Genomic DNA, 22494 nt, shown 5'->3' with positions numbered 1-22494 from the left:
GGTAGTGATCGCAGCTGTCAGCGTGGTCTTGCCATGGTCAACATGACCAATTGTACCTACGTTTACGTGCGGCTTCGTCCGCTCAAATTTACCTTTTGCCATTTCCGTTTCCTTTAACCGACTTTATCAAGTTAATGAGTGCGTTTAATATCCAAGCACCAAATGGTGCCCATGGCGGGAATCGGACCCGCGACCTCTCCCTTACCAAGGGAGTGCTCTACCACTGAGCCACATGGGCGTTTCTTAAAATTCTGAATTCTATGGAGCGGGCGACGAGGTTCGAACTCGCGACATCTTGCTTGGAAGGCAAGTGCTCTACCAACTGAGCTACACCCGCACATCTAACCAGAAATCTATACCCTGGCTCCAAATATCATGTTGGTGGAGGGGGAAGGATTCGAACCTTCGTACTCTGAGAGAACGGATTTACAGTCCGTCGCCTTTAACCACTCGGCCACCCCTCCAAACAGAACCCGGGATTATGCGTATATTTTGACGAAGTGTCAAACGCATTTCAAAGAAGAAATGGTGCCGGATGTCGGAATCGAACTGACGACCTTCGCATTACAAGTGCGCTGCTCTACCAACTGAGCTAATCCGGCACAACCACAAAACTCTTATTTAACCACCTTCAAGGATGGCTTTTTTACTACCGGCGGATCAGACGGATTCCCTGCACCCCTCTCCCCACCTCCAGCATCGCCTTTGTCAGGACCAGAACCTTCTGGATCCATCTCAAAAAACATGCCCTGTCCATTTTCGCGGGCAAAAATCCCCAGCACCGCATCAATCGGCACATACAAGTCATTCGATGCACCGCTGAAACGGGCTGAGAATGTAACAGCATCTGAGCCAATATGCAAATTTTTTGTAGCACTGTAATTAACATTCAGCACTATTTGCCCATCCTTCACATATGCCATTGGCACGCGCGTCTGCGAATTCACCGCGACCAACAAATGCGGCGTCAAGCCGTTATCCATACACCATTCATGAATAGCGCGAACCATGTATGGCTTGGTTGAGGTAATTTCGCTCATCTCACCACCTATTTACGCATTGCTTTTTCAGAAGGTGTCATCGCTTCGATGTAAGCCGGGCGAGAGAATATACGTTCTGCGTACTTAAGTAAAGGGGCTGCCTGCTTAGGCAACTCAATACCGTAATGTCCAAGGCGCCACAACAAAGGTGCAATTGCCACATCCAACATGGAAAACTCATCGCCCAGAATATATTGCTGACGGCTGAACAAAGGCACAATCTGTGTCAGATTGTCACGAATAGTCGCCCTTGCCTTGTCTGCCGTCTTGGCATTACCTGACTCGATATCTCCGATATGACCGAACAACTGATCTTCAAAATTATGCAGGAACAAGCGTGCGCGAGCACGCATGACCGGATCGGCAGGCATCAGCTGTGGATGGGGGAAACGCTCATCAATATACTCATTGATGATATTGGCCTGTTCCAACACCAAGTCACGCTCAACCAGAACAGGAACCGTATTATGTGGATTGATCACTGCCAGGTCTTCCGGCTTGTTTGCCATATCAACATCAATCACCTGAAAGTCCATTCCCTTTTCAAATAGCACGATACGGCAACGGTGGCTATATGGGCAGGTAGTACCCGAATACAAAGTCATCATAATAATTTCAATCCCGGCTGATGAAAAAATTCAGACGAAAATTCCATGCCGGAATTTTCGTCCATATATAAAACTATCAATCCAGATTCGCCAAAAAAATTCTGGCTTACTGCATATCCAGGAAAATTTTCAGGCAAATTCGCAATCTGGCGGGTATTTTACAGACTTTAGATACAGAATAAAAGAAATACCTTAATTTCTACTTTTAAATCATAAAGTTAAATGACTATATTGGATTTTCTATTTCAATAAACTGGTGCTCCAGTTGAAAGCGTTGCGCAAGGTGCCGTCCCAGGGCTTGTATGCCATATCGCTCAGTCGCATGATGACCTGCGGCAATATAGGCAACACCGGTTTCAGCGGCCAGATGATAAACCTGTTCTGAAACCTCGCCGCTAATAAACACATCCACACCCAAAGCAATCGCTTCCTCGAAATAACCCTGAGCACCTCCAGTACACCAGGCCACTCTGCGAACTTTCCTTCTCGGTTCGCCAAAAACTTGGGGCTTCCTGCGCAGGATTGCCCCCATTTCTTGAGCAAATGCGTCCAGACTGCCTGGCTTCACCAAGCTGCCATACGCAATCAGTTTTTGCTCACCCGCCCAGCCTTCTACCTCAAGCCCTAGGATACGACCAAGCTCGGCGTTGTTTCCAAATTCAATATGCGCATCAAGCGGCAAATGATAAGCAAGCAGATTGATATCCTCTTGCAACAGGAATTTCAGGCGCTGTTGCTTGATGCCCGTCACACTTGGATTCTCATTCCGCCAGAAATAGCCATGATGCACCAGTACTGCGTCCGCCCCTGCCTCCTGTGCAGCATGCAAAAAAGCCAGGCTAGCCGTGACACCAGTCACTATCTTCTCAACGTTCTGCCTGCCCTCGACCTGCAAGCCGTTCGGACAATAATCACGGTAACGCTCTACCTGCAAGATTTGTCCGGTATAATCAACCAGCTGTTTCAGCTCCATTGCCAATCTCCATATTTAGATCTACGCAAAATCGAAAAAACATGCGCAAACTCTGGCTTATTTTTGCACAGACAGTCACCATCAGTCTTGCTGCACTTTTCGTAGTACAGCTGTTTTACCCACAACTACTCCCTAGCCACAATAAATCTCTGGTCGTGAAGGAAGCACCCACCAACACGACAGAAAACAGTGCCCAGCCAGGCTCTTACAGTGTAGCCGCAAAAGCCGCGATGCCGAGCGTAGTGAATATTTTCACCTCGAAAAAAGCTGCTCAATCCGCAGAAAACCCATTCATGGATGACCCATTGTTCCGGCATTTTTTTGGTGAGCAACAGGACGAACAGCAGAGCCAGCGCGAAAACAGTCTTGGCTCTGGCGTCATCGTCAACAGCCAGGGGCTGATACTGACCAATCATCATGTGATTGAAGCTGCCGATGAAATTGAAATTGCCCTGGCAGACGGACGAACTGTCCCTGCTCGCGTGGTCGGTACAGACCCGGAGACAGACCTCGCGCTACTCAAGGTTAATGTCCGCAACCTGCCTGCAATCACATTTGCCCAGCAGGAAAACATCAGCGTTGGAGATGTAGTGCTCGCTATCGGGAATCCGTTCGGTGTTGGCCAAACAGTGACTCAAGGCATCATCAGTGCCTTGGGGCGCAATCATTTGGGGATCAATACTTTTGAAAACTTCATCCAAACCGATGCCCCGATCAATCCCGGCAATTCAGGTGGCGCGTTGATTGATACTAATGGCAACTTGGTAGGCATCAATAGTGCCATTTACTCGCGCAGCGGCGGATCAATGGGCATAGGCTTTGCAATCCCCGTCAGCTTGGTAAAACAGGTCATGGAACAAATCATTCGCCAAGGCAGCGTCACGCGCGGATGGATAGGAATAGAAGCACAGGACATTACACCTGAACTGGCAGAATCATTTCACATGAAGCAAATCCGTGGTTCACTGATTGCGGGGGTACTTCGCGGCGGACCTGCAGACAAGGCCGGTTTACGCCCGGGTGACATCCTGCTGGAAATCGACAGCAGAGAAGTCATTGACAGCTCTACCATGCTTAACGTGATTTCCAGCCTGAAACCCGAGAAGAAGGTTACGGTCAAGATCGCGCGCAACCAGAAAGAAATGACAATCCCGATTGTGATCGGAAAACGGCCAAAACCAGAGCTAGCCCGCAATGAAGAATAACTGCCGAAAGCAATACAGCTTGATCAACGCAGTTGAGGGGCTTTCTTTTTCTGCATCAGGCTTGCCACCAATATCCCTGCCTCATATAGCAACCACAAGGGGACAGCCAACATGATTTGCGAAATGACATCAGGCGGCGTGAAGATAGCCCCCAAAACGAAGGCTCCGACTATCACATAAGATCTGGCTTGACGCAGTGCCTGTACATTGACCACGCCAGCACTCACCAGCAATACAACCGCCACTGGCACTTCAAATGCCAAACCAAACGCCATGAATAACGTGATGGCAAAATCCAGGTACTTTCCTATATCCGTCATAACCGCAACACCTGTGGGCGCAGTCGCTGTGATAAATCCAAACACGACAGGAAACACCAGGAAATATGCAAATGCCATACCGCACAGAAATAAAAGCGTGCTAGCAAAGACCAATGGGCCAATCAAGCGACGTTCATGGGTATATAAACCTGGCGCAACAAACGCCCAGATCTGGTAAAGGGTATGCGGCAGTGAAACAATGAAGGCGGTGAGCATCACTACCTTCATAGGGACAAAGAAAGGAGTAGTGACATCGGTGGCAATCATTTGACCACCGGCCGGCAGGCTTTTCAATAAGGGCTGGGCCAGAAAAGTATAAATATCATTAGCAAAAGGAAACAATGCAATAATAATCAGAAGCAGGCCCACAACAATACGCAACAACCGATCACGCAGCTCTACCAGATGCGATATAAAAGTGTCAGAAGGATTCAATCCAGTTTACCAGCTTTATTTTCTTGAATATCTTCGGCCGGAGGCAGGCTTTCTGGAGTTGCATTCACATCCAGAGATTGGTTCAGGCCATGCTCAACCTCCCTGCCTAACTCTCCGATTCGGTCAACTTCCCGGGTCACAGCAGATTCTGCCTGATTGATTCCTTGCCGTACTTCATTTTGCAAGCGTTGCAGCTCTTCGAAATGAAGCTCACGACTGATATCTGACTTTACACCATTTACATAACGCTGAACGCGCCCCAGCAGCAAGCCGACGGTGCGGGCAACCTTTGGTAGCTTTTCCGGGCCGATCACAATCAGGGCCACAACGCCAATTACTACCAGTTCAGAGAAAGCAATATCAAACAATGAAGAATCTCTCTGAGCTACTGCTTCTCTTTGTATCTAACTTCATTCTCTATAGGATTATTTTGTCCCTCGTCACCAAGAGCGGGGGCCGACTTGCCATCATTGACGGCTTCCTTGAAACTCTTAACGGCTCCACCCACATCACTACCAATATTCCGCAACTTCTTGGTGCCAAAAATCAACACGACGATAGCCAGTACAATCAACCAATGCCAGATACTAAATGAACCCATTGCCAGTTCTCCTGATATTTAGGTCTTTGGCAGCGTTTCGCCGCCGCCAAATACATGTATGTGTATATGAAAAACTTCCTGTCCACCTTCACGCCCAGTATTGATCATGGTGCGAAACCCCTTCAGACCTAGCTGGGTAGCAAGTTTGGGCGCTAATAAAAGCATTTTCCCCAGCAGGTTCTGATGCGTTTCATCACAATCCGCCAGGCTCTCGACATGCAACTTGGGCACTATTAAGAAGTGTACCGGTGCAATAGGACGAATGTCATGAAAGACTATGACCTCATCATCCTCGTAAAACTTGTTGGAGGGAATATCATTCGTCACTATCTTACAAAAAATGCAGTCAGTACTCATCAGATATTCCTGTTCACCTCATAAAAACCGATATGCGTTCCCATTGGTCAATCAGCCGGACGGGACGCTTTTTCCTCTATGCCAGACAAGCCTTCACGCCTGGCCAGCTCATTCAGGACATGCTCTGGTCCGAGACCAGCATTAGCCAACATCACCATGCAATGAAACCAGAGGTCTGCAGTCTCATAAACAATTTTGTCAGTATCCCCATCCTTGGCGGCAATAATTGTCTCCGCTGCTTCCTCGCCTATCTTTTTGAGTATAGTGTCCGTCCCTTTGGCATAAAGCTTGGCCACATAGGAAGTTTGAGGATCTGCCTGCTTCCGCTGCTCAAGCAACTCGGCCAGCCTGTTCAACACATCACTCATGATGGTAGATTTCCTCGGGACTTTTCACGACAGGCTGGTCTACTATCCAATCATTGTTTTCCAGCTTCTGGAAAAAACAGTGGTGCCTCCCTGTATGGCAGGCAATGCCACCAACCTGTTCAACCAGAATTAGAACCACATCCTCGTCACAATCGAGCCTGATTTCATGCACTTTCTGCACATGCCCTGACTCTTCACCCTTGTGCCAAAGACGATCACGCGAACGGGACCAATAAACAGCCTGCCCGGTTTCTGCAGTCAGGCGCAATGCTTCACGATTCATCCAGGCAAACATTAATACCTTGTTGGTGCCATACTCCTGGGCAATCACGGGCACCAGGCCGTCTGCAGTCCAACTGACTTTATCCAGCCATTGCGTACTCACAACCGCACCTCTATCCCATGGTCGCGCATATATTCCTTGGCTTGCCGTACAGTGTACTCACCATAATGGAAAATACTGGCAGCCAATACGGCATCTGCACCACCTTCTTTCACTCCCTCGACCAAGTGGACAAGATTGCCCACCCCACCAGATGCAATAATAGGAACATCCACTGCATCACTGATCGCACGATTCAATGGAAGATTGAAGCCTATCTTGGTGCCATCCCTGTCCATGCTGGTCACGAGTAACTCACCGGCACCCAGCTCCACCATCTTGCGAGCCCATTCTACCGCATCAATACCAGTTGCCTGACGACCACCATGGGTGAACACCTCCCAGTGATCCCCAACCTGTTTAGCATCAATCGCCACCACAATACATTGTGAACCAAAACGGGAAGAAGCATCAGCCACCAATTGTGGATTAGTCACGGCAGAAGTGTTGATGCTCACTTTATCAGCGCCCGCATTAAGCAAGCGCCGCACGTCCTCAACCGCTCTTACACCACCACCGACTGTTAGCGGGATGAAAACTTGCGAGGCAACCTCTTCAATGATATGGAGGATAAGGCCGCGGTTATCTGAACTGGCGGTGATATCCAGGAAAGTCAGCTCATCCGCACCCTGCTCGTCGTAACGGCGAGCAATCTCCACTGGATCGCCGGCATCGCGCAATTCAAGGAAATTGACGCCCTTGACCACCCGGCCGTCAGTCACGTCCAAACAGGGAATGATACGTTTTGCTAAGCCCATTAACCCGCCAACTCATCAGCCAGGGCCTGGGCCTGGGAAAAATTCAGGGTACCTTCATAAATAGCACGACCGGTGATTGCACCGATCACGCCCTCGCTCTCCACCTCTGCCAGGCGGCGCACATCGTCCAGATTGGTTACACCCCCACTGGCAATCACAGGAATGGTTAACGCTTGTGCCAATGCCACTGTTGCTTCAATGTTGACGCCAGTCAACATGCCATCGCGACCAATATCAGTATAGACAATAGCTTCCACACCGTAATCTTCAAATTTCTTGGCTAGGTCAATCACGTCATGGCCAGTCAACTTGGACCATCCATCTACCGCTACCTTGCCATCCTTGGCATCAAGACCAACCATGATCTGGCCAGGAAACGCATAACAAGCCTCATGCAGAAAGCCCGGGCTTTTAACGGCAGCAGTGCCAATAATCACGTAGCCGATCCCGTTATCCAGATAACGCTCTATGGTCTCCAGATCACGGATGCCGCCACCAAGCTGGATAGGAATGTCATTACCTACAGCACTGACAATTGCCTTGATAGCCTCCTCATTGACCGGTTTTCCAGCAAATGCACCATTCAAGTCGACCAGATGCAGGCGCTTGCCGCCCTGATCCACCCAATGTTGCGCCATGGCGCCCGGATCTTCGGAAAATACCGTAGCATCTTCCATCAGACCTTGTTTCAAACGTACACAATGACCATCTTTTAGGTCGATAGCAGGAATAATGAGCATGATGTTTAGGTTAAGTTTTAATTACCCCCGTCCCACTGGACGAAGTTTGAAAGGAGCTTAAGCCCAGCATTGTGGCTTTTCTCCGGATGAAATTGCGCTGCAAATATGTTATTGCGTGCGACACAACTGGTAAATCTGGCAGGATATTCACTAAAACCTGCATCCAGGCTCTGATCCTCAGGCGCAACATAGTAACTATGCACATAATAAAAACGCTCGCCATCCTCTATGCCACGCCACAAAGGATGGGATTGGCTCTGATATACCTGGTTCCAACCCATATGAGGTACCTTGAGCTTGGCACCTTCTACATCATGCATGTCAGCAGCAGCGAAGCGCTTTACTTTGCCTGCAAAGACTCCAAGACCAGCGGCATTGCCCTCTTCGCTGTGCTCAAACAGCAATTGCAAACCTATGCAAATGCCTAAAAAAGGTTTTTCAGCTGCCGCTGCAATCACAGCATCACGCAAGCCACGTGCATCAAGCTCGCGCACGCAATCCGGCATCGCTCCCTGACCAGGAAACACCACGCGACTGGCAGCAGCAATTTGTGCTGGATCACTGGTGACAAGCACCTTATGACCTGGGGCAACATGCTCCAAGGCTTTGGACACGGAGCGTAAATTGCCCATGCCATAATCAACAACAGCTATATGTGTCATGGTTGCGTTAAGAAGACTGAGGAAAGTCTATAAACTGCCTTTAGTTGAAGGCATTATACCCACCATCCGGGGGTCGAGTTCAACCGCTGCACGCAAAGCACGGCCAAATGCCTTGAAAATGGTTTCAGCCTGATGGTGCGCATTTTTCCCACGCAAGTTATCAATATGCAGAGTGATGCCTGCATGATTCACGAAACCCTGGAAAAATTCACGTACAAGATCAACATCAAACTCGCCAATGCGGGCACGTGTAAATTCAACATTGAAATCTAGCCCGGGACGACCAGAAATATCCAGTACGACGCGAGAGAGCGCCTCGTCCAAAGGCACATAGGCATGTGCATAGCGGCGTATGCCCTTCTTGTCTCCCAGCGCCTGGCTAAAAGCCTGGCCGAGTGCAATCCCCACATCTTCAACGGTATGGTGCGCATCAATATGCAGGTCGCCCTGGCACTCAACCATGATATCCATCATGCCATGACGTACGATCTGGTCCAGCATATGGTCGAAAAACCCGACTCCGCTGTTTAACCTGGATATGCTGGTACCATCCAGATTGATGGAAACAGCTATCTTGGTTTCCAAGGTATTACGACTTACTTCGGCGTTACGCATGGCAATATTTTAAATCTTCTAGATTAAGAAAATCAAAACCGCTGCAAAACTTTTAACAGGTCTTGCAGCGGTTTGCGAGGTAGATCACGACATCACCGTGTGATGTCGTCAGTGTACAGCCTGTTTAGCTGAACAGTTTTTTCAGCCAGCCGAACACACCACCACTGCTTTGGGTACCCTTGGCTGCGTTGCTGATTTCAGCAGCAGCAGCAGCTGGATCAGCAGCACCGTAGATAGCGGCACCAGCCACAACGATTGTAGCGCCAGCATCAACGACTTGCTTGGCTGTAGTCGCTTTAACACCGCCAGCAACAGAGATATCCACACCCAGGTTCAGACCGGATACCAGACCCAGGTCAGCGAAAGGAGTTTGACCAGCAGCTTGCTGATCCAAACCAGTATGAACACCAATGATGTGCGCGCCCAACTTGGCAACTTCTTGCGTACGCTTAGCCTTGTCAGCTACGTTGATCAGGTCGACTTGAGCTTTCTTGCCATATTTGTTGGCAACGTCAATCACACCCTTGATAGTGCCGATATCAGCAGTACCCAGCACGGTAACGATGTCGGCACCGGCCTTGTAGAATGGTTCAGCTTCATAGAAGCCAGCATCCATGGTCTTCAGATCTACCAGGATTTTGTTGTTCGGGAACTTTGCACGCAGGGTTTCCAGCAGTTTGATACCGTTGTACTTGATGCATGGTGTACCAATCTCAAGAATATCAACGTGTGGTGCAACAGTCGTAGCAAGTGCTACTGTTTGATCGAAATCCAATGAATCTAATGCCATTTGAACTAATGGTTTTGCCACGATGCTTCCTCCGCTTAATTACAGAATTATGATGTACTGACCGCGCTATAATACATTTTTTCCAAGCTTTAAGGGAAGTCATCGCGGACTATTCTCTTAATTTTCTGAAAAATCAATACAGTAGATAGCAGAAATTACCGTCAGATAATCAGTTTTACAGCCTTAAACTTATTTTAGAATCTCTGTCAGGGCCTGAATCAAGGCCATGCTCTGGTCGTCAGTGCCAATGGTGATACGCAGGAACCGTGAAATCCGCTCCGGTTTGCTGAAATGCCTGACAATGATATTGCGCTCGCGCAAACGACTGGACAATTTTGCACCATCGCAAGTAGCGTGGCGTGCAAATATGAAGTTGGCTGCTGAAGGCAACACTTCAAAATTCAATGCCTCCAATGCAAGCACCAACTTTTCGCGCGTGACAATGACCTTGCGGCAGCTTTCCTCAAAATAGGCTTTATCTTCAATCGCCGCTACCGCACCACTGATTGCGAACCTATCGAGTGGATAAGAGTTGAAACTGTCTTTCACCCTATTTAGGGCCTCAATCAAGGCACTATGTCCAATAGCATAACCCACTCGCAATCCAGCCAAGGATCTGGCTTTGGATAAAGTGTGGGTGACCAGCAGATTAGGATACCGCCCTACCAGACCAACCGCAGACTCACCACCAAAATCCACATAGGCTTCATCAACCACCACAACGGATTCAGTATTCGCCTGTAGCAAACGTTCAATTTCACTCAGCGGCAACAGGCGGCCAGTAGGTGCATTGGGATTGGGGAAAATAATACCGCCGTTTGGACGCAGGTAATCATCCACATGGATTTCAAACCCTGCACTCAAAGGAATAGCCTGATAGGCAATTTCATATAGCCTGCAATAAACCGGATAGAAACTATAGGTGATATCAGGGAACAAAATAGGTTGATCATGCTTGAGCAGCGCATTGAACGCATGTGCCAGCACTTCGTCAGAGCCGTTCCCAACAAATACCTGTGCGGTGTCCACGCCATAAAACTCAGCCACTGCATGGCGTAAACGATCAGAACTCGGATCAGGATACAACCGTAAAGTATCCGCTGCCTCTGCCTGCAATGCCTGTAGCACCTTGGGGCTGGGGCCATAAGGGTTTTCGTTGGTATTGAGCTTGATCAGATTGCTGATCTTGGGTTGCTCGCCCGGCACATAGGGTGTCAACTCGTGAACAATAGGACTCCAGAATTTGCTCAAGATCAGCCTTTCAAGCGGAACTCAGCCGAACGGGCGTGAGCTTGCAAGCCCTCGCCATAAGCCAGGGTAGAAGCAATGCGGCCTAATTTCTGCGCACCCTCTGCTGATACCATGATCAGACTGGAACGCTTCTGGAAATCATAGACACCCAAGGGCGAGGAGAAGCGTGCAGTGCGTGAAGTCGGCAGCACATGATTTGGGCCTGCACAGTAATCACCCAAGGCTTCACAAGTATCCCTGCCCATGAAAATGGCACCCGCATGACGGATTTTCTTGCTGAATGCCAATGGGTCTTCCACCGATAATTCCAAATGCTCAGGGGCGATGTAATTGGCAATCTCGGCAGCCTGTTCCAGATCGTTGACCTTGATCAGGGCACCACGGTTTTGCAGCGAAGTTGTGATAATGTCCTTGCGCGGCATTTCTTCCACCAGGCGGTCTATGCTTTCCTTGACTGCGTCCAGGAAAGCGGCATCCGGCGACAATAGAATGGCCTGCGCCAATTCATCATGTTCTGCCTGGGAGAACAGATCCATCGCTACCCAGTCAGGGTTGGTCTTGCCGTCACAAATCACCAGAATCTCGGAAGGGCCAGCCACCATGTCTATACCCACCACGCCAAAGACGCGGCGCTTGGCAGCTGCCACATAGGCATTACCCGGCCCGACTATCTTGTCAACCTGCGGTACGGTCTGTGTACCATATGCAAGTGCGCCAACTGCCTGTGCACCGCCAATGCAAAACACGCGATCAACGCCGCAGACAGCCGCCGCAGCCAATACCAGCTGGTTTTTCTCGCCGCCCGGGGTAGGTACCACCATGATCAGCTCTGCCACACCTGCCACTTTGGCTGGAATTGCATTCATGAGTACTGATGAAGGATAGGCTGCCTTACCGCCAGGTACATACAAACCCACGCGATCCAATGCGGTCACCTGCTGGCCAAGCAATGTCCCATCAGCTTCGGTATAGGTCCATGACGACATCAGTTGCTTTTCGTGATAATCCCGTACGCGCTGCGCAGCCTGCTGTAGTGCCTCACGCTGAACTGCAGGCAGCCCATCAAGTGCTGCCTTGAGTTCGGTATGGCTGATCTCCAACTCAGACAAATCACCAGCTTCAAGGCGGTCAAAGCGCTTCGTATACTCTAATACTGCTTCGTCGCCACGCTGTTTTACATTGCGCAGTATGTCAGCAACGACAGTGTCGATCTTGTCGTCCTGTGCAGTTTCGAATGCCAGCAACCCTTTCAAGTCACTATCGAAACTTGCATCACTTGTAGAAAAACGTCTGATATTCATCATTTCAACCTGGATTAATTATTGGCAGCGACCACTTGTGCAAATGCATCCATGATCGGCTGCAAGCTTTCGCGTTTGAGTTTGAGAGACGCCTGGTTCACCACCAGTCGCGAGCTGATGTCGGTAACTTCTTCCACGGCCTTGAGATTATTGGCCCGCAGGGTTCCGCCAGTACTGACCAAGTCGACAATCGCGTCAGCCAGGCCCACCAAGGGTCCCAGCTCCATGGAGCCGTACAGTTTGATCAGATCCACATGCATTCCCTTGGCAGCAAAGTGCTCACGCGCGGTCTTGACATACTTGGTCACGACCTTGAGGCGCGCACCACGACGGATCGAGCCAAAATAGTCAAAGTCCTCCCGCACAGCCACCATCATGCGGCATCGTGCAATCTTGAGGTCCAGGGGCTGGTACAGGCCTTCGCCACCATGCTCGTCCAATACATCCTTGCCAGCAATGCCAAGATCGGCAGCGCCATATTGCACATAAGTCGGCACGTCAGTAGCCCGAACAATGATCAAGCGCACATCCGGGCGATTGGTCGACAATATCAGTTTACGGGATGCTTCTGGATCTTCAAGTGCAGTAATGCCTGCAGCCGCCAACAGCGGCGTGGTTTCTTCAAAGATGCGACCCTTGGAGAGGGCGATTGTAATCATTGCTGTCTTTCTTGCGATTTAGGGCAGCCTTTGCTGCACATTATTTCACGCGCTGAATGCGCGCGCCCAGCTGGCTCAATTTATCTTCTATGCGCTCATAGCCGCGGTCCAGGTGATAGATTCGCTCAATCACGGTCTCGCCCCTTGCCACCAACGCTGCCAACACCAAGCTTGCCGAAGCCCGCAGGTCCGTCGCCATGACGGTAGCCCCTTCCAGAAATTCAACACCGCGCACAATCGCCGTATTGCCTTCCACTTCGATATTGGCACCCAGACGTTGCATTTCCTGCACATGCATAAAACGATTTTCAAAAATGGTTTCAGTCACCGTAGCCACTGCATCCGCCACGGTATTGAGCGCCATGAACTGTGCCTGCATATCGGTAGGAAAGGCAGGATGAGGTGCAGTCCGCACACTGACGGATTTCAAGTTGCCCTTTCCCTGAAGGACACCAATGCTGTTGAGGGAAATACTTGTGTCATCATGGGCAACTGTTGCACCCGTTTCTCGCAACTTATCAATCACGGCGTCAAGCAGTTCAGCACGTACATGCTGCAACCGTATATTGCCACCTGTCATGGCTGCAGCCACCAAGTAAGTACCCGCTTCTATGCGATCACAGACTACATCATGATACGCTCCGCTGAGGCTAGGAACTCCTTTGATTGTAATGACATCCGACCCAGCCCCTTCAATCTGGGCGCCCATCTTGATTAGGCATTCAGCCAGATCAACCACTTCCGGTTCCTTGGCAGCATTTTCAAGGGTGGTAGTGCCCTCGGCCAGCGCAGCAGCCATCATGAGGTTTTCTGTACCCGTCACGGTCACCATGTCCATGAAGATGCGGGCCCCCTTGAGCTTGTCTACCCTGGCTTCAATATAGCCATGCTCTATGTGAATCTCCGCGCCCATCGCCTGCAAGCCCTTGATATGCAGATCAACTGGGCGAGAACCGATGGCACAGCCACCAGGCAAGGAAACACGCGCATGCCCAAAACGTGCCAGCAAAGGCCCCAATACCAGTATGGAAGCACGCATGGTCTTCACCATGTCATAAGGCGCCTCATGGGTATGGATATCACTGGCATCCAGTGTCAACTGATTCTGCCCCTCACGATTTACCCTGATCCCCATATGCTCAAGCAGCTTGAGCATGGTAGCAATATCGTGCAAATCGGGAACATTACCCAGTTTCAACGGTGCTTCGGTCAAAAGGCCGGCACAAAGTATAGGCAATGCTGCATTCTTTGCCCCGGAAATGCGCACTTCACCATTTAAAGGGATGCCGCCCTGAATGACTAGTGTATCCACGTATCAGGCCACGGCTTCCTGCAGCAGCTTCTGCAATTCGCCCTGCTGGTACAGATCACGCATAATGTCGGCGCCGCCGATAAACTCACCCTTGATATAGAGCTGTGGGATAGTGGGCCAATTGGCATAGATTTTGATGCCATCACGAATGGCTGGATCGGCCAGCACATCAATCGCGGTAAAGTCATTGACGCCGCTAGCCTGCAGAATCTGCACGGCCAGGCCGGAAAAACCGCACTGCGGAAATTTTGGGCTGCCCTTCATATATAAGACAACCGGGTTACTTGTCACTTGGCTCTTGATAAGTTCTTGGGTATCCATAGTTCTATCCTTTGCTATCTGTTAATTCTTTGATTCAGTCTGTACTAAAGCGTGTTATTGAGCTTGCCCCATGCTTCCGGCGTGAAGGTCCGCATGGACAAGGCATGAATCTCCTCGCGCATGCGATCTCCCAGCGCCTGGTAAACCAACTGATGCTGTTGCACCATGTTTTTACCGACAAACAACGGGCTCACCACAATTGCTTCAAAATGCTGGCCATCATCTCCCAGCACCTGCACGTGCTCACAGGCCAAGCCTTGCGTTATATAATTTTTTAAGTCCTGAGCGCTTACCAAGATTAGCCTCGCAATTTATAGCCGAATTTCAGCATTCGTAAAGTCACCAATGATAGGGCAAAAAAGCATGCCAAAACAACGCCAAGGCTGATGAATGGAGAAATATCCCCGGCACCAAAAAAACCGTAGCGGAACCCGTCTATCATGTAAAAAAACGGATTGAGATGTGACACTTGCTGCCAAAAAGGCGGCAGCGAATGTATAGAGTAAAACACGCCAGAAAGGAATGACAGCGGCATAATGACAAAATTCTGGAATGCCGCCATCTGGTCAAACTTCTCCGCCCATATCCCGGCAATAATGCCAAAAGTGCCCATCAAGGCACTCCCCAGCAGTGCAAAGACAAGAATCCAGCCCGGGTGCGCAAGCGGCAAATCAACAAAGAATATCGCCACTAGATAAATACATGCTCCCACCACCATACCGCGAATAATTGATGCAGCAAGGAAAGCCAGGAAAAACTGCAGGTAGGAAATGGGAGTCAACATCACAAAAATAATATTGCCCATCACCTTGGACTGGATCAGGCTGGAGGAGCTATTTGCAAATGAATTCTGCAATAGCGACATCATGATCAACCCGGGAATCAGGAAGGCGGTATAACCCACACCAGGATATACCTGTACCTTATCCTGCAGCACATGCGAGAAGATCAGCAAATAAAGCAGCGCTGTCATCACAGGCGCCGCTACGGTTTGAAATCCCACACGCCAGAAACGGAGCAACTCTTTCTTGAACAGAGTCCAGGGGCCACGCATACGGCTGTTGATCAAATCCACCACCCCTATCCCACCAGATCCACAAAAACATCCTCAAGATCGGCTTCTACTAATTGCAAATCTTCAATAGCCACGCTTGCCAGCCTAAGTTCAGCCAGAATGTACTCAAGCTGGGCAACCTCACTCAATGCCAGGATATAGAAATGGTCATGCTGGTCACGCACCAGGGGTTGCAAGCTGAGAGGCAAAGCATTATCCAGTTTCAACTGCAGCTTTTTGCCTGGAAGACGGTTAAGCAGGTTTCTAGTACTGTCCAATGCCACAATCTGCCCCAGCTTCATCATGGCGATGCGACTGCATAATGTTTCGGCTTCCTCGAGATAATGTGTAGTGAGGATGATCGTGTGGCCTTCACGGTTCAACCTGCGGATAAAGTCCCACATGGTCTGGCGCAACTCGACATCAACACCGGCAGTCGGTTCATCCAGCACGATTACTGGTGGCTTGTGCGCCAGCGCCTGGGCAATCAGCGCACGCCGCTTCATGCCGCCAGATAGCCGACGCATATTGGTATGCGCTTTATCAGTGAGCCCCAGGGATTCAATTACCTCATCCACCCAGGCATCATTCTCCCGGCCACGACCAAAATATCCGGCCTGGAAACGCAGCATTTCCCTGACATTAAAGAAAGGATCGAACACCAACTCTTGTGGCACCACGCCCAAGGCGTGCCGCGCTTGCAAATATTGAGTATTCACGTCAAACCCCATCACTTGCAGATGCCCACTGGTTGGTCGCAACAACCCTGCCAGGAGATTGATCAAGGTAGACTTTCCAGCGCCATTAGGCCCCAGCAATGCAAAGAACTCTCCCTGCTCTATGCGCAGGTCTATTCCTTTCAGCGCATGTAAATCGCCAAAATGCTTGTGGACCTGTTGAATGTCGATTGCGGGGATCATAGAGTGAAGGTTGGGGAAAATCCCCGGAAATTCAATGACTGGCCTGGGGGATCAGGTCAAGCACACCATACATTGTTGCCAGGCTGGCAAGATTGGCAGGCAGATTGACGATGGACAAGGTTGCCTGCCCAGTTTGCGCATGCCTCAACCATTCAAAAATCAGGCTTAGGGCCACGGTATCCACTTCCTGCACATTCGCAAGATCAATTTCCAGCGCGCCAGACATGTTCAATGCCCTGCTTTCTGCAAGCAAGGCATCAACCTGGGCAATTGTCATGTCTCCACTGACTAGCCAGCGGTCACCTTGTTGTTGAATTTGAGCCAAGTTAATCTTCGCTTTACTTATTTGTTGGCATCACGGTTCTTGGCAGCCAACTTCTGGATCAGGCCATCCAAGCCACCCTGGCGGATTTCGTTATTGAACTGGCCACGATAGTTGGTTACCAGGCTGACACCTTCAATCGTAATGTCATAAACTTTCCAGCTATCACCACTCTTTTCAAGGCTGTAGTCAACCGCCACTGGCTGGCCGCCTGGTTGCAGGATCTGCGTCTTCACCTTGACATCCGTTTCATCAGACTGGGCCCTGAACGGCTTGTATTCAATCGTCTGGTTGCGGTATTTGGATAATGCAGTCGCGTAGGTACGAAGCAACAGGCTACGGAATTCTTGCTGGAATGCTTCCTTCTGTTCAGGGCTGGCTTTGGACCAGGCCTTGCCCAACACCAACCGCGAGACGCGGTCAAAATTGAAGTTCGGCAGGATCTTTTCTTCAGCAAGCGCAAAAATTTTGCTCTGGTTACCGGCCTGAATATCCTTATCCTTTTTCACCACTGCCAATACATCTTCTGCAGTACTTTTCACCAGCGCATCCGGTGCAACTTCTGCTGCAGCCACACCAGCAAAAGCCACCAGGGCAAGGGCCAAGAACCATTTACATATTTTGTTCATGCTTATTCTGCCTCTTTAGTATCGTTAGTTTCAGATGCCTTGCTATAGAGGAACTGGCTAATCATTTTCTCCAGAACCACGGCATCCTGTGTCTTGCTGAACTTATCGCCGTCCTGCAACATCTTGTCGTCGCCACCAGCCTCAAGGCCAATGTATTGCTCGCCAAGCAAACCGGCGGTATAGATATTGGCAAACGTATCCTTGGGAAAAGGATAACGCTTATCCACCTTGACAGTCACCAGTGCTTCATAAGTGTTGGTATCGAACTTGATGTTATCTACACGTCCCACAACAACACCCGCACTTTTAACAGGCGCACGTGGCTTCAGACTGCCAATATTCTCAAAAGCTCCCGTCACACTATAAGTTTCACCCAAAGTGGCACTGTTGAAATTCCCGACTTTCAAGGCCAGGCCAAACAATGCAGCCGCACCTGCCGCTGCAAACACGCCTACCCAAAGATCAATTGTTGTGCGTTCCATCTTTTCTCCAGTGTGTTGCGTTTACGCAACAATCATGAACGAAGTCATTACAAAATCCAGGCCCAACACCGCCAGTGAAGAATTCACTACTGTCCGCGTTGTGGCACGACTGACACCCTCCGCAGTTGGCGGGGCATCAAAACCTTCAAACAGGGCAATCAAGGTGCAAGCCACACCAAATACAACACTCTTGATTACCCCATTGAGAATATCTTCCCTGAAATCAACACTAGCCTGCATCTGTGACCAGAAAGCACCAGAATCAACCCCGATCAAGGGCACCGCTACCATATAGCCGCCCAGCACCCCTACCATTGAAAACAAGGCCGCCAGCAGAGGCATGGACAGCACACCAGCCCAGAACCGCGGTGCCACCACGCGGGCAATGGGGCTCACGGCCATCATTTCCATGGCCGACAACTGCTCGGTCGCTTTCATCAAGCCAATTTCGGCAGTAATTGCCGTGCCAGCACGCCCGGCAAAAAGCAAGGCCGTCACGACAGGCCCTAGCTCACGCACCAGGGACAAAGCCACCAGCACGCCAATCGCTTCTGAAGAACCATAACGTTGCAAGGTGTTATAGCCCTGCAATGCCAATACCATCCCCACAAAGAATGCAGAAACCAAAATAATGATCAATGACAATACACCGGTAAAATAAATCTCGCGTATGGTCAAATGCAAACGGCGAAAACTCTCACCGGAGTAAATCAGGATGTAAGCAAAAAAACGGAGGCCGGAGCCAAAACGCCACAAGCGGTCAATAATGCGATGGCCTATCCCACCCAACATCCCAGCCAGCGCACTAAACATTGCCACTCCTCAAGATATCCTGCCTGTAATCAGGGGCTGCATAATGGAATGGCACCGGACCATCTACTTCCCCATGCACAAACTGGTGCACAAACGGCAATTCAGACTTGCGCAAATCATCCGGCGTGCCTTCGGCAGCTACCACGCCATTGGCTACAAAATAAACGTAATCGGCAAACGCAAACACTTCCTCGACATCGTGCGTAACGATGATGGAGGTCGCACCCAGCGCATCATTGAGATTACGGATCAGGTTACAGATCACCGCCATGGAAATCGGATCAAGCCCGGCAAATGGCTCGTCATACATGATAATGGCAGGATCTAATGCCACTGCGCGTGCCAGGGCAACGCGCCGTGCCATCCCGCCGGAAAGCTCCGTGGCCTTCAAGTTGCGCGCACCGCGCAAACCCACTGCATTCAGCTTCATCATCACCAGGTCGCGAATCATGGACTCAGGCAGGTCGGTGTGCTCCCGCATGGGAAAAGCGACATTTTCATATACCGAAAGATCAGTAAACAGTGCACCCTGCTGGAACAGCATGCCCATTTTCCGCCGCAATGCATGCAAGCCTGCACGGTCCTGCTCATGCACTACCTGCCCGGCAACGCGCACTTTGCCCGAGACGGGCTTGAGCTGCCCGCCAATCAGGCGCAACAGCGTGGTCTTGCCACTACCGCTACCGCCCATGATGGCCACCACCTTGCCACGAGGGAACACCATATTGATGCCCTTGTGCAACAGCCGGTTTTTATAGCCAAAGGATAGATTGTCAATTTCGACGATGTTGTCGCTCATAATCACCGCTTTCTGATCAGCGGGCTATTTTAAAGCAAAAGCGCACGAAGGCATAACCTGAAAAGTAAAAGCCCGCAAAGAGCGGGCTTTTAAGCAACACCATTAACACCTAAAATGCCATACAAACATTATATGCATCCGCATCCACAATTACTCCATTGCCAGTGCCAGTACTTGGAACCCATGTGGTATTAGTTGAATATGCGCGTACAGATCCAGTACTTGTATCACCATCATCAAGGGTAAGATCTATTTGCTTGGCAAATCTGCCGAGAATCCCTGCTGAACATATCACATAACCACCATTCATCCGTGTTGGAGTAGTAGGTAAATTTGTAGCACCTGTAACACTTTGTATGCCTATTCTTCCACCGTCTGCATTTTTAGGAACAAACGCTATTACCTCGTCCGCCGTATTGCCTAGGGTAGTAGGACCTGGCGCAAATCCAGCCAGCCTAACATGCTGCCAAAATAATATGGACTCATCAGATGCTGTCGATGAATCCCAATTGCCATTAATTATCCCATTCCCTGCATTCGTCCCAGATGGATTGGTAGCCGTTTCTCCAATGTGATTCCTTGCAGCGGCATCATCCCCTGGCAGAGCACGGAATTTATCCTGATATCCATAGACATACACCTGAACATTTTTAAAATCTGCTGCAAGACTTTTTGCTTTAGCACTATTAATCAGCTCCTGCCCTTTCAGCACACCACCCAACAGCAAGCCGATAATCACTAGGACTATCGCAAGCTCGATCAGCGTAAAGCCGGATTGTTTTTTCATTATGTTATCCTTGCGCGGAAAGACGCTTTATCGCATCTTCACAAAATAGGTTGGTACAAGATATGCAACTCTCATGCCAAGTCAGATCAGCCTGAAATTGTCAGCATAACCAGCAGTAGCGCAGCTTTGTGGCATATTTTCAGCAGTTAAGGCAATTGCCGAGACTTCCTCCCGGTGTTGAGATTTCATCTAAAATGACAAGATTACGACATATCCCTTTGGATTTTTGAGCTTACATGGCCAACCTCAGCAGTCAACTTTTCCATTACCGACCCAGCCAGTCCACTTTGCAGCAATGGATGCTGGGGCTGATGTTGTTGCTATTTCATGGTGTGCTGCTCTGGGGGTTTGACGATCCACTGCAAAAAGCCCTGTTGCTCAGCCATTACGGCGTGTTCCTGATCTGGCAGCCTATTTGGCAGACCAAGGAAAAGCTCTCACCCCAGGCCATCATCCTTTTTGTAGCAGGCGGGCTGCTCCTGACGCTATTCGTCAATTGGTGGCTGATTGCTTTCTGGCTGTCTGCCATGTTTGGGCTGCTGGGAGGACGCATTTTCTCGACTACGGCACGCGCGTCACGCATGAGCTATCTGCTTGCTGCCACCTACTTGCTTTCCGTACTGTTGCTGTGGGTGATCCCGCGCCTGCTCGACGCTTCTGCCGACCTGGTAGTAGCAGAGTTCTTCATGCAATACTTGTTGCCAATATTGCCTTTGTCAATCTTGTTTCTAAGGGTGAAACAAGAAACACACCAGCATGCGCCCATCCTGGATTTTTTCTATACGCTGCTGCTGTTCCTGCTCTCCGTCACCTTGATCCTGGGCATCTTCACCATTGAGCGATCCAGCGAGGTGGAGTATGCAGAAGTGGTTGTCAGGGTCGTGTTCGGCCTGGCCGCTACATTGCTCATTGCCAGCTGGCTGTGGAATCCACGCGCGGGCTTCAGCGGCATAGGCCAGCTATTATCCCGGTATCTACTGAGTGTTGGCCTGCCCTTTGAACGCTGGATCAAGAATATTGCCGAGCTGGCAGAGCGGGAAACCAGCCCCAGGGAATTTATGCAAGCCGCCATGACCGAGGTGGAAACCTTGCCCTGGGTTGCCGGTGGAAAATGGGAAACCGAAGAAGACCAGGGCGAATTCGGCATCCAAGCCGCCTATAAGGCGGATCTGGACTTTCATGACTTTCACCTGACACTGTACAGCCGCTGGCCCTTGACGCCAGCACTGACCATCCATATCAAGCTGCTGACCCAGATACTTGGCGAGTTTCACGAAGCCAAACGACGTGAAGAAGCCTTGCTTCAAAATACATACATGCAAGCCATTTATGAAACTGGCGCACGTCTGACGCATGATATGAAAAATATCGTGCAGTCCATGAGCGCATTGTGCAGCGCGGCAGAGCAAACAAGCGATGAGGATAATGAAAGGCTGGTAGCACTGATACGCCGCCAGCTTCCTCTGCTCAACCAGCGCCTGGCGCTGACACTGGACAAGCTGGGGGCTCCGCGTAATGAAAAAACCCGTATGCTGCCGTTGGCCGAGTGGTGGGAGAATTTACAACAACGCTACGCAGAGACCCGGGTTTCATTCTCATCCAACCCTGATATTGCCGACATTGAGATTGATAGTGAGGTTTGGGATAGTGTAGTGGATAACCTGCTGCAAAACGCCATCGCCAAAGCCCAGCATGAACCAGAGATCATTATCCATGCCCACCTGAAAAACGATCATTTGGCTTGGGTAGAAATATCCGATAACGGCAGCCCAATGCCACAAGAAATTGCGGACAACCTGTTCAGGAAACGCATCAGGTCGGAAGGTGGGCTGGGAATAGGCCTCTACCAGGCAGGACGCCAGGCTCAACAGGCAGGATACCAACTCGGACTAGTGCATAACACCCAGGGCAATGTAAGTTTTCGGCTTGAATGTAAAGAGTAGCTATACTAAAAAACATAAAGGGCGGTGATCAACCGCCCTTTTCTACT

At 50.1% G+C, this 22494-nt stretch carries 31 protein-coding genes and 4 tRNA genes; 2 read left to right on the top strand and 33 right to left on the bottom strand.

Translation table 11 applies throughout. From position 1 onward, the window contains the following. The 8 genes from LG200_RS10425 to LG200_RS10390 all read right to left on the bottom strand — a co-directional run. Positions 1 to 102 (bottom strand): GTP-binding protein (locus LG200_RS10425; RefSeq protein WP_033456734.1); only part of this gene is annotated, 102 nt, incomplete at its 3' end. 61 nt (positions 103 to 163) lie between these two features. Next, positions 164 to 238: transfer RNA gene (locus tag LG200_RS10420), tRNA-Thr, on the bottom strand. Positions 239 to 261: 23 nt separating this feature from the next. After that, a tRNA-Gly gene (locus tag LG200_RS10415) sits at positions 262 to 337 on the bottom strand. A 42-nt stretch (positions 338 to 379) separates the two neighbouring features. Next, a tRNA-Tyr gene (locus LG200_RS10410) sits at positions 380 to 464 on the bottom strand. Positions 465 to 526: 62 nt separating this feature from the next. After that, a tRNA-Thr gene (locus LG200_RS10405) sits at positions 527 to 602 on the bottom strand. A gap of 15 nt (positions 603 to 617) precedes the next feature. Continuing rightward, positions 618 to 1040, bottom strand: coding sequence for a ClpXP protease specificity-enhancing factor (locus LG200_RS10400; RefSeq protein ID WP_226757557.1), 423 nt, complete (start codon positions 1038 to 1040; stop codon positions 618 to 620). Between the two features lie 8 nt (positions 1041 to 1048). After that, the gene (locus tag LG200_RS10395; protein ID WP_226757556.1) at positions 1049 to 1648 is read right to left on the bottom strand and encodes a glutathione S-transferase N-terminal domain-containing protein; all 600 of its coding nucleotides are present in this window, start codon (positions 1646 to 1648) and stop codon (positions 1049 to 1051) included. A 226-nt stretch (positions 1649 to 1874) separates the two neighbouring features. Further along, a complete protein-coding gene (locus LG200_RS10390; protein WP_226757555.1) occupies positions 1875 to 2621 on the bottom strand; it encodes a Nif3-like dinuclear metal center hexameric protein in 747 nt (248 codons plus the stop codon). A gap of 41 nt (positions 2622 to 2662) precedes the next feature. Between LG200_RS10390 and LG200_RS10385 the strand changes: the two genes are divergently transcribed. After that, entirely contained in the window at positions 2663 to 3826 is a 1164-nt protein-coding gene (locus LG200_RS10385; RefSeq protein ID WP_226757554.1) for a Do family serine endopeptidase, read from the top strand. 23 nt (positions 3827 to 3849) lie between these two features. Here LG200_RS10385 and tatC read toward each other — a convergent pair whose 3' ends face one another. The 25 genes from tatC to LG200_RS10260 all read right to left on the bottom strand — a co-directional run bounded on the left by tatC (position 3850) and on the right by LG200_RS10260 (position 20504). Next, positions 3850 to 4581 (bottom strand): twin-arginine translocase subunit TatC, encoded by a 732-nt coding sequence (gene tatC, locus LG200_RS10380; RefSeq protein ID WP_226757553.1) that lies wholly within the window; start codon positions 4579 to 4581, stop codon positions 3850 to 3852. After that, on the bottom strand, positions 4578 to 4949 hold the full coding sequence (gene tatB, locus LG200_RS10375; RefSeq protein WP_226757552.1) for a Sec-independent protein translocase protein TatB: 372 nt from the start codon (positions 4947 to 4949) through the stop codon (positions 4578 to 4580). The genes tatC and tatB overlap by 4 nt, the downstream gene beginning before the upstream one ends. 17 nt (positions 4950 to 4966) lie before the next feature. After that, positions 4967 to 5182, bottom strand: a complete 216-nt coding sequence (gene tatA, locus LG200_RS10370) for a Sec-independent protein translocase subunit TatA (protein WP_226757551.1) — start codon at positions 5180 to 5182, stop codon at positions 4967 to 4969. A gap of 18 nt (positions 5183 to 5200) precedes the next feature. Then, positions 5201 to 5539: a histidine triad nucleotide-binding protein gene (locus LG200_RS10365; protein WP_226757550.1), complete on the bottom strand. Its 339-nt coding sequence runs from the start codon at positions 5537 to 5539 to the stop codon at positions 5201 to 5203. 47 nt (positions 5540 to 5586) lie between these two features. Continuing rightward, positions 5587 to 5907: a phosphoribosyl-ATP diphosphatase gene (locus LG200_RS10360; RefSeq protein ID WP_226757549.1), complete on the bottom strand. Its 321-nt coding sequence runs from the start codon at positions 5905 to 5907 to the stop codon at positions 5587 to 5589. Then, positions 5900 to 6292 (bottom strand): phosphoribosyl-AMP cyclohydrolase, encoded by a 393-nt coding sequence (hisI, locus tag LG200_RS10355; protein WP_226757548.1) that lies wholly within the window; start codon positions 6290 to 6292, stop codon positions 5900 to 5902. The genes LG200_RS10360 and hisI overlap by 8 nt, the downstream gene beginning before the upstream one ends. After that, positions 6289 to 7047 (bottom strand): imidazole glycerol phosphate synthase subunit HisF, encoded by a 759-nt coding sequence (gene hisF / locus LG200_RS10350; RefSeq protein WP_226757547.1) that lies wholly within the window; start codon positions 7045 to 7047, stop codon positions 6289 to 6291. The genes hisI and hisF overlap by 4 nt, the downstream gene beginning before the upstream one ends. Continuing rightward, a complete protein-coding gene (hisA, locus tag LG200_RS10345; RefSeq protein WP_226757546.1) occupies positions 7047 to 7787 on the bottom strand; it encodes a 1-(5-phosphoribosyl)-5-[(5-phosphoribosylamino)methylideneamino]imidazole-4-carboxamide isomerase in 741 nt (246 codons plus the stop codon). Before hisA ends, hisF begins: the two co-directional genes overlap by 1 nt. Before the next feature lie 17 nt (positions 7788 to 7804). Then, positions 7805 to 8449, bottom strand: a complete 645-nt coding sequence (gene hisH / locus LG200_RS10340) for an imidazole glycerol phosphate synthase subunit HisH (protein WP_226757545.1) — start codon at positions 8447 to 8449, stop codon at positions 7805 to 7807. A gap of 27 nt (positions 8450 to 8476) precedes the next feature. Continuing rightward, complete coding sequence (hisB, locus tag LG200_RS10335; protein WP_226757544.1) at positions 8477 to 9064, bottom strand: imidazoleglycerol-phosphate dehydratase HisB; 588 nt, start codon at positions 9062 to 9064, stop codon at positions 8477 to 8479. 124 nt (positions 9065 to 9188) lie between these two features. Beyond that, on the bottom strand, positions 9189 to 9854 hold the full coding sequence (gene hxlA / locus LG200_RS10330) for a 3-hexulose-6-phosphate synthase (protein ID WP_226757569.1): 666 nt from the start codon (positions 9852 to 9854) through the stop codon (positions 9189 to 9191). A gap of 189 nt (positions 9855 to 10043) precedes the next feature. Then, complete coding sequence (gene hisC, locus LG200_RS10325) at positions 10044 to 11105, bottom strand: histidinol-phosphate transaminase (RefSeq protein WP_226757543.1); 1062 nt, start codon at positions 11103 to 11105, stop codon at positions 10044 to 10046. Between the two features lie 2 nt (positions 11106 to 11107). After that, on the bottom strand, positions 11108 to 12406 hold the full coding sequence (hisD, locus tag LG200_RS10320) for a histidinol dehydrogenase (protein ID WP_226757542.1): 1299 nt from the start codon (positions 12404 to 12406) through the stop codon (positions 11108 to 11110). Between the two features lie 14 nt (positions 12407 to 12420). Further along, positions 12421 to 13065, bottom strand: coding sequence for an ATP phosphoribosyltransferase (gene hisG / locus LG200_RS10315; protein ID WP_226757541.1), 645 nt, complete (start codon positions 13063 to 13065; stop codon positions 12421 to 12423). A gap of 40 nt (positions 13066 to 13105) precedes the next feature. Further along, positions 13106 to 14377, bottom strand: a complete 1272-nt coding sequence (murA, locus tag LG200_RS10310; RefSeq protein ID WP_226757540.1) for a UDP-N-acetylglucosamine 1-carboxyvinyltransferase — start codon at positions 14375 to 14377, stop codon at positions 13106 to 13108. 3 nt (positions 14378 to 14380) lie between these two features. Next, positions 14381 to 14698, bottom strand: coding sequence for a Grx4 family monothiol glutaredoxin (gene grxD, locus LG200_RS10305; protein ID WP_226757539.1), 318 nt, complete (start codon positions 14696 to 14698; stop codon positions 14381 to 14383). Between the two features lie 44 nt (positions 14699 to 14742). After that, the gene (locus LG200_RS10300) at positions 14743 to 14994 is read right to left on the bottom strand and encodes a BolA family protein (RefSeq protein ID WP_226757538.1); all 252 of its coding nucleotides are present in this window, start codon (positions 14992 to 14994) and stop codon (positions 14743 to 14745) included. Between the two features lie 2 nt (positions 14995 to 14996). Continuing rightward, positions 14997 to 15752 (bottom strand): ABC transporter permease, encoded by a 756-nt coding sequence (locus tag LG200_RS10295; protein ID WP_226757568.1) that lies wholly within the window; start codon positions 15750 to 15752, stop codon positions 14997 to 14999. Between the two features lie 26 nt (positions 15753 to 15778). Further along, positions 15779 to 16672: an ABC transporter ATP-binding protein gene (locus LG200_RS10290; RefSeq protein ID WP_226757537.1), complete on the bottom strand. Its 894-nt coding sequence runs from the start codon at positions 16670 to 16672 to the stop codon at positions 15779 to 15781. Between the two features lie 31 nt (positions 16673 to 16703). Continuing rightward, positions 16704 to 16997: an STAS domain-containing protein gene (locus tag LG200_RS10285; RefSeq protein ID WP_226757536.1), complete on the bottom strand. Its 294-nt coding sequence runs from the start codon at positions 16995 to 16997 to the stop codon at positions 16704 to 16706. A gap of 17 nt (positions 16998 to 17014) precedes the next feature. Further along, positions 17015 to 17623, bottom strand: a complete 609-nt coding sequence (locus LG200_RS10280) for an MlaC/ttg2D family ABC transporter substrate-binding protein (protein ID WP_226757535.1) — start codon at positions 17621 to 17623, stop codon at positions 17015 to 17017. Between the two features lie 2 nt (positions 17624 to 17625). Next, a complete protein-coding gene (gene mlaD / locus LG200_RS10275; protein ID WP_226757534.1) occupies positions 17626 to 18105 on the bottom strand; it encodes an outer membrane lipid asymmetry maintenance protein MlaD in 480 nt (159 codons plus the stop codon). Positions 18106 to 18126: 21 nt separating this feature from the next. Then, positions 18127 to 18918, bottom strand: coding sequence for a lipid asymmetry maintenance ABC transporter permease subunit MlaE (gene mlaE, locus LG200_RS10270; RefSeq protein WP_226757533.1), 792 nt, complete (start codon positions 18916 to 18918; stop codon positions 18127 to 18129). After that, positions 18911 to 19717, bottom strand: coding sequence for an ABC transporter ATP-binding protein (locus tag LG200_RS10265; protein ID WP_226757532.1), 807 nt, complete (start codon positions 19715 to 19717; stop codon positions 18911 to 18913). Before LG200_RS10265 ends, mlaE begins: the two co-directional genes overlap by 8 nt. Positions 19718 to 19826: 109 nt before the next feature. Further along, positions 19827 to 20504: a prepilin-type N-terminal cleavage/methylation domain-containing protein gene (locus LG200_RS10260; protein WP_226757531.1), complete on the bottom strand. Its 678-nt coding sequence runs from the start codon at positions 20502 to 20504 to the stop codon at positions 19827 to 19829. 236 nt (positions 20505 to 20740) lie between these two features. Here LG200_RS10260 and LG200_RS10255 point away from each other — a divergent pair, with 236 nt between their 5' ends. Further along, on the top strand, positions 20741 to 22447 hold the full coding sequence (locus tag LG200_RS10255; protein WP_226757530.1) for a sensor histidine kinase: 1707 nt from the start codon (positions 20741 to 20743) through the stop codon (positions 22445 to 22447). Positions 22448 to 22494: the final 47 nt, after the last annotated feature.

This window comes from Methylobacillus caricis, assembly GCF_020532705.1.
GTDB lineage: Bacteria > Pseudomonadota > Gammaproteobacteria > Burkholderiales > Methylophilaceae > Methylobacillus > Methylobacillus caricis.
Note: the sequence above shows the minus strand (reverse complement) of the source record. Positions and strands in the feature narration are given on the sequence as shown.